We start from the raw sequence: 4,647 nt of genomic DNA on the forward strand, positions 1-4,647 counted from the left end.
CATCGCGGTGCAGGCAGGCCTGATGGACGCGCAGGCGCGCGCGCTCAACCGTGGCTTCCTGTCGCGGGTGGAGCGCGGCCGGCCTTGGTTGCGGATCAAGCTCGGCGCCAGCCTGGACGGGCGCACCGCGCTGGCCAGCGGCGAATCGAAATGGATCACCGGCGCGGCGGCACGCCAGGACGTGCAGCATTGGCGCGCCCGCGCCGGCGCCATCCTCACCGGCGCCGGCACCGTGCTGGCCGACGATCCGGCGCTGACCGTGCGCCTGGAGGCGGCGACCGAGGTAATGCCGCCGCTGCGCGTGGTGCTGGACGCGCGACTGCGCAGCCTGGCGCAGGCCAAGGTCCGCGACGGCAGTGCGCCGACCCTGTACGTGCATGCGCCGGACTGCGTGCCGCCTGCGCTGGATCATGCCGCGTTTGCCGCGGTGCCGCTGCACGACGGCCGCTGCGACCTGCACGCGGCGCTGCGCCTGCTCGGCGAGCGCGGCATCAACGAGGTCCAGGTCGAGGCCGGGGCGACGCTGAGCGGTGCACTGCTGCGCGCCGGCCTGGTCGACGAGGTGCTGGTGTACATGGCGCCGCTCCTATTGGGCGATACCGCCCGCCCGCTGCTGGCCGGGCTCGGCATCGAGACCATGGCGCAACGGGTACCGCTGCAATTGCAGGACGTGCGCCAGCTCGGCGACGACCTGCGCCTGCTGTTGCGGCCGGCGATCGCCGCCAGCGCGGGGGCGGCCTCGCCCTGAGCGATCGCCGGTGATGCGCGTCGCCGCGTGCAAGGTTGCTGTGCGCCCCGCGACGCTTTGTCCCACCGGTGGCGCGCTGTACCGGGCGGCCGCTGCGGCCGCGCCTGCTAGAATGCGCGAGCCGGTTCGCCGGCGACCACAAACGTCTTCAGGGCGGGGTGCGATTCCCCACCGGCGGTAGGTGCGTTCGCGCACGAGCCCGCGAGCGCTTCCCGGCGCAGGCGCGACCCGCCGAATCGGGAAGGTCAGCAGATCCGGTGCGATGCCGGAGCCGACGGTATAGTCCGGATGAAAGAAGACGGCCTTCGCGCAGCCTCGCGGCTGTGCGCGTGCCTGTTTGCCTTGTGGCGTTTTTCGCTCACCCCATTGCGAGAAACGTAGCTATGTTCACCGGAATCATCGAAGGCGTCGGCCATCTCGCCGCACGCCAGCCGCAGGGCGGCGATCTCCGCTTCACCTTCGCCACCGGCAGCCTGCCGTTCGCCGACGTGCGCCTGGGCGAGAGCATCGCGGTCAACGGCGTGTGCCTGACCGTGGTCGCCTTCGACGCGGCCTCGTTCCAGGCCGACGCCTCCACCGAGACCCTGGCGCTGACCACGCTTGGCCGCCTGGCCGAGGGCGCGACACTGAACCTGGAGCGGGCGATGCGCCCCAGCGACCGCCTCGGCGGGCACCTGGTCAGCGGCCATGTCGACGGCCTCGGCGAGGTGCTGTCGATTCACGACGATGCGCGCGCGCAGCGCTGGCGTTTCGCCGCGCCGGCGCCGCTGCTGCGCTACATCGCCAAGAAGGGCTCGATCTGCGTGGACGGGGTCAGCCTCACCGTCAATGAAGTCGACGCCGAAGGCTTCGAGGTCGCGCTGATTCCGCACACCGTCGCGCACACCGCGTTCGCGCAGACCGCCGTCGGCGCGGCGGTGAACCTGGAGATCGACCTGGTCGCGCGCTACGTCGAACGCCTGTTGCAGGGCCGCCAGGACTGATCCTGGCCGCGTCCGGCCTTCTGCCTCTCCGCCACGCTGCGCCGATGCCTGCGGCGCGCGCGGCACCTTCCGTCTTTCCGCGAGTCCCCGCATGTCGCCTTCCGTTACCCCGAGCCTGAATTTCGCCTCCGTCCCCGAGCTGCTGGAAGAACTCCGCGCCGGCCGCATGGTGGTCATCGTCGACGACGAGGACCGCGAGAACGAGGGCGACCTGATCATGGCCGCCGAGCTGGTCAAGCCCTCGGACATCAATTTCATGGTCACCCACGCGCGCGGCCTGGTGTGCCTGTCGCTGACCCGCGAGCGCTGCGCGCAACTGGGCCTGGCGCCGATGGTCCAGCGCAACACCGCGCAGTTCCATACCAACTTCACCGTCAGCATCGAGGCCGCCGAGGGCGTCACCACCGGCATCTCCGCCTACGACCGCGCCCACACCGTGCGCACCGCGGTCAAGCCGGACGCCAAGCCGCACGACCTCAGTCAGCCCGGCCACATCTTCCCGCTGATCGCCCAGCCCGGCGGCGTGCTGACCCGCGCCGGCCACACCGAGGCCGCCAGCGACCTGCCGATGCTGGCGGGGCTGGAGCCGGCCGGTGTGCTGGTGGAAGTGCTCAATCCCGACGGCAGCATGGCGCGGCGTCCGCAGTTGGAAGCGTTCGCCCGCACCCACGGGCTGAAGATGGGCTCGATCGCCGACCTCATCGCCTACCGCCTGGCCACCGAGCACACCGTCGAACGTATCGACGAGCGGCCGATCGAGACCGAGTTCGGCGGCTTCACCCTGGTCACCTACCGCGACCGCATCGCCCACGATCTGCACTTCGCCCTGGTCCGCGGCACCCCGGATGCCGAGACGCCGACCCTGGTGCGGGTGCAGGTGGAAAACCCGCTGGCCGACCTGCTGCACTGGCGCCGCGACGATTTCGGGGTGGCTGCCAGCGACGCCCTGCGCGCGATCGCCGCCGCCGAGCGCGGGGTGATGGTGGTGCTGTCGGCGCCGCGCGACAGCGAGGCCTTACTGGCGCGGCTGCGCGCGCAGCCGGAGGCGGCGCACGGCAAGGACGTGGGCCAGTGGCGGCGCAACGGCGCCGGCAGCCAGATCCTGGCCGACCTGGGCCTGGGCAAGCTGCGCGTGCTCGGCACGCCGCGCCGGCAGATCGGCCTGGCCGGGTTCGGGCTGGAGGTGGTGGAGCATGTGGAGCCGGGAATCGGGAATCGGGATTGGGGAATCGGTAAAAGCTGATCCCGCGCGATTCCTGCCATTGGCGGTGCCTGGGCCTTCTGCAAGGTGCCCCTGGAGCGCTTCCTCGGGCCGCGGCCCCACCGCCTGCTAAACTCTCCCACCCCCTCAAGCTGCCACCGCCATGTCCCATTACGAAGGCGACCTCCGCACTCCCGAGTCGGCGCGTTTCGCGATCATCGCCAGCCGCTGGAACGCCCGTATCACCGACGTGCTGGTCGCCGGTGCGCGGCAGAGCCTGGCCGGCAACGGCATCGCCGAGGACGCGGTGGACGTGATCCGGGTGCCGGGCGCGTGGGAGTTGCCGCTGGTCGCCGCCCGCCTGGCCGCGGCCGGCAAGCATGCCGCGATCATCGCGCTGGGTTGCGTGATCCGCGGCGACACCCGCCACTACGAACACGTCGCCGACGGCTGCGCACAGGGTCTGCTGCGGGTGTCGCTGGACTTCCGCATCCCGGTGCTCAACGGTGTGCTCGCCGTGGAGCAGGTCGAGGACGCCGAGGCGCGCGCCGGCGGCAGCCACGGCAACAAGGGCGAGGAAGCGGCGCTGAGCGCGCTGGAGATGGTCAACCTGCTGGAGCTGCTGCCGTGAACAAACCCGCTGGCCACAAGCACCACCCACGCCGCGACGGCGTGGATCCGGTCCTGCGTTCGCGCGCGCGCCGGCGTGCGCTGCAGGCGATCTACGCCTGGCAGATCTCCGGCGGCAACGCCCAGCACGTGATCGCGCAGTTCGCGCACGAGCAGGCGCACGAGATCGCCGACCTGGTGTACTTCGAGAACCTGGTCGAAGGCGTGCTCAAGCACCGCGCCGAACTGGATGCAGCGCTGGTCGGCTACCTGGACCGCACGGTCGAGGAAGTGGACGCGATCGAACGCGCGGTGCTGCGCCTGGCCGCCTACGAACTGCTGTACCGCATGGACGTGCCGTACCGCGTGGTGATCAACGAAGCCATCGAGACCGCCAAGCGCTTCGGCTCCGAGCACGGCCACACCTACGTCAACGGCGTCCTGGACCGCGCCGCGCTGGAATGGCGCGCGGTGGAGTCGGGGGGCTGAGGGGCTGGGAATGGGGAAAAGGGAATGGGGAATGGCAAAAGCAACTGCCGTCCCCTCCGAGATCGCCGGCGCGCCGGTTGTTGCTCCTGCTTTTCCCATTCCCGACTCCCCATTCCCGATTCCCAGCCCCCCATGCCCGAATTCGATCTGATCGAGCGCCTGCGCGCGCGCAGCCGGGCGCGTGACGACCTGCCGCTGGGCATCGGTGACGATGCGGCCTTGCTGCTGCCGCCGCCGGGGGAGTTGCTGGCGATCACCACCGATACGCTCAACGCCGGGGTGCATTTCCCGGCCGAGACCGCGGCCGCCGACATCGGCTGGAAGACCTTGGCGGTGAATCTGTCCGACCTGGCGGCGATGGGCGCGCAGCCGCGCTGGTGCACGCTGTCGCTGTCGTTGCCGCAAGTCGACATGGCCTGGGTCGATGCGTTCGCCGAGGGCTTCTTCGCGCTGGCCGACGCGCACGGCATCGGCCTGGCCGGCGGCGACACCACGCGCGGGCCGCTGGCCTTGTCGGTCACGGCAATCGGCAGCGTGCCGGCGACGATGGCGCTGCGCCGCGATGCCGCGCAGCCGGGCGACGAGATCTGGGTGACCGGCCAGCCGGGCGAGGCGGC

General features: G+C 71.2%; 6 protein-coding genes and 1 riboswitch. All 6 genes read left to right on the forward strand.

Going from position 1 to position 4,647, the window contains the following annotated elements; translation table 11 throughout:
• Positions 1-748 (forward strand): bifunctional diaminohydroxyphosphoribosylaminopyrimidine deaminase/5-amino-6-(5-phosphoribosylamino)uracil reductase RibD (ribD, locus tag D588_RS25970; protein WP_017917650.1); only part of this gene is annotated, 748 nt, incomplete at its 5' end.
• A 140-nt stretch (positions 749-888) separates the two neighbouring features.
• A riboswitch (FMN riboswitch) is annotated at positions 889-1,052 on the forward strand.
• 79 nt (positions 1,053-1,131) lie between these two features.
• Positions 1,132-1,731: a riboflavin synthase gene (locus tag D588_RS0122925; protein ID WP_017917651.1), complete on the forward strand. Its 600-nt coding sequence runs from the start codon at positions 1,132-1,134 to the stop codon at positions 1,729-1,731.
• Between the two features lie 115 nt (positions 1,732-1,846).
• Positions 1,847-2,974: a 3,4-dihydroxy-2-butanone-4-phosphate synthase gene (gene ribB, locus D588_RS0122930; protein WP_026144019.1), complete on the forward strand. Its 1,128-nt coding sequence runs from the start codon at positions 1,847-1,849 to the stop codon at positions 2,972-2,974.
• A 121-nt stretch (positions 2,975-3,095) separates the two neighbouring features.
• Entirely contained in the window at positions 3,096-3,563 is a 468-nt protein-coding gene (gene ribH, locus D588_RS0122935; RefSeq protein WP_017917653.1) for a 6,7-dimethyl-8-ribityllumazine synthase, read from the forward strand.
• Positions 3,560-4,030, forward strand: a complete 471-nt coding sequence (gene nusB, locus D588_RS0122940) for a transcription antitermination factor NusB (protein ID WP_017917654.1) — start codon at positions 3,560-3,562, stop codon at positions 4,028-4,030. Before ribH ends, nusB begins: the two co-directional genes overlap by 4 nt.
• Positions 4,031-4,162: 132 nt before the next feature.
• Positions 4,163-4,647: thiamine-phosphate kinase (gene thiL / locus D588_RS0122945; RefSeq protein WP_017917655.1), on the forward strand; the 485-nt coding region annotated here is incomplete at its 3' end.

It is taken from the genome of Xanthomonas sp. SHU 308 (assembly GCF_000364645.1).
In the GTDB taxonomy this organism is placed as follows: Bacteria; Pseudomonadota; Gammaproteobacteria; order Xanthomonadales; family Xanthomonadaceae; genus Xanthomonas_A; species Xanthomonas_A sontii.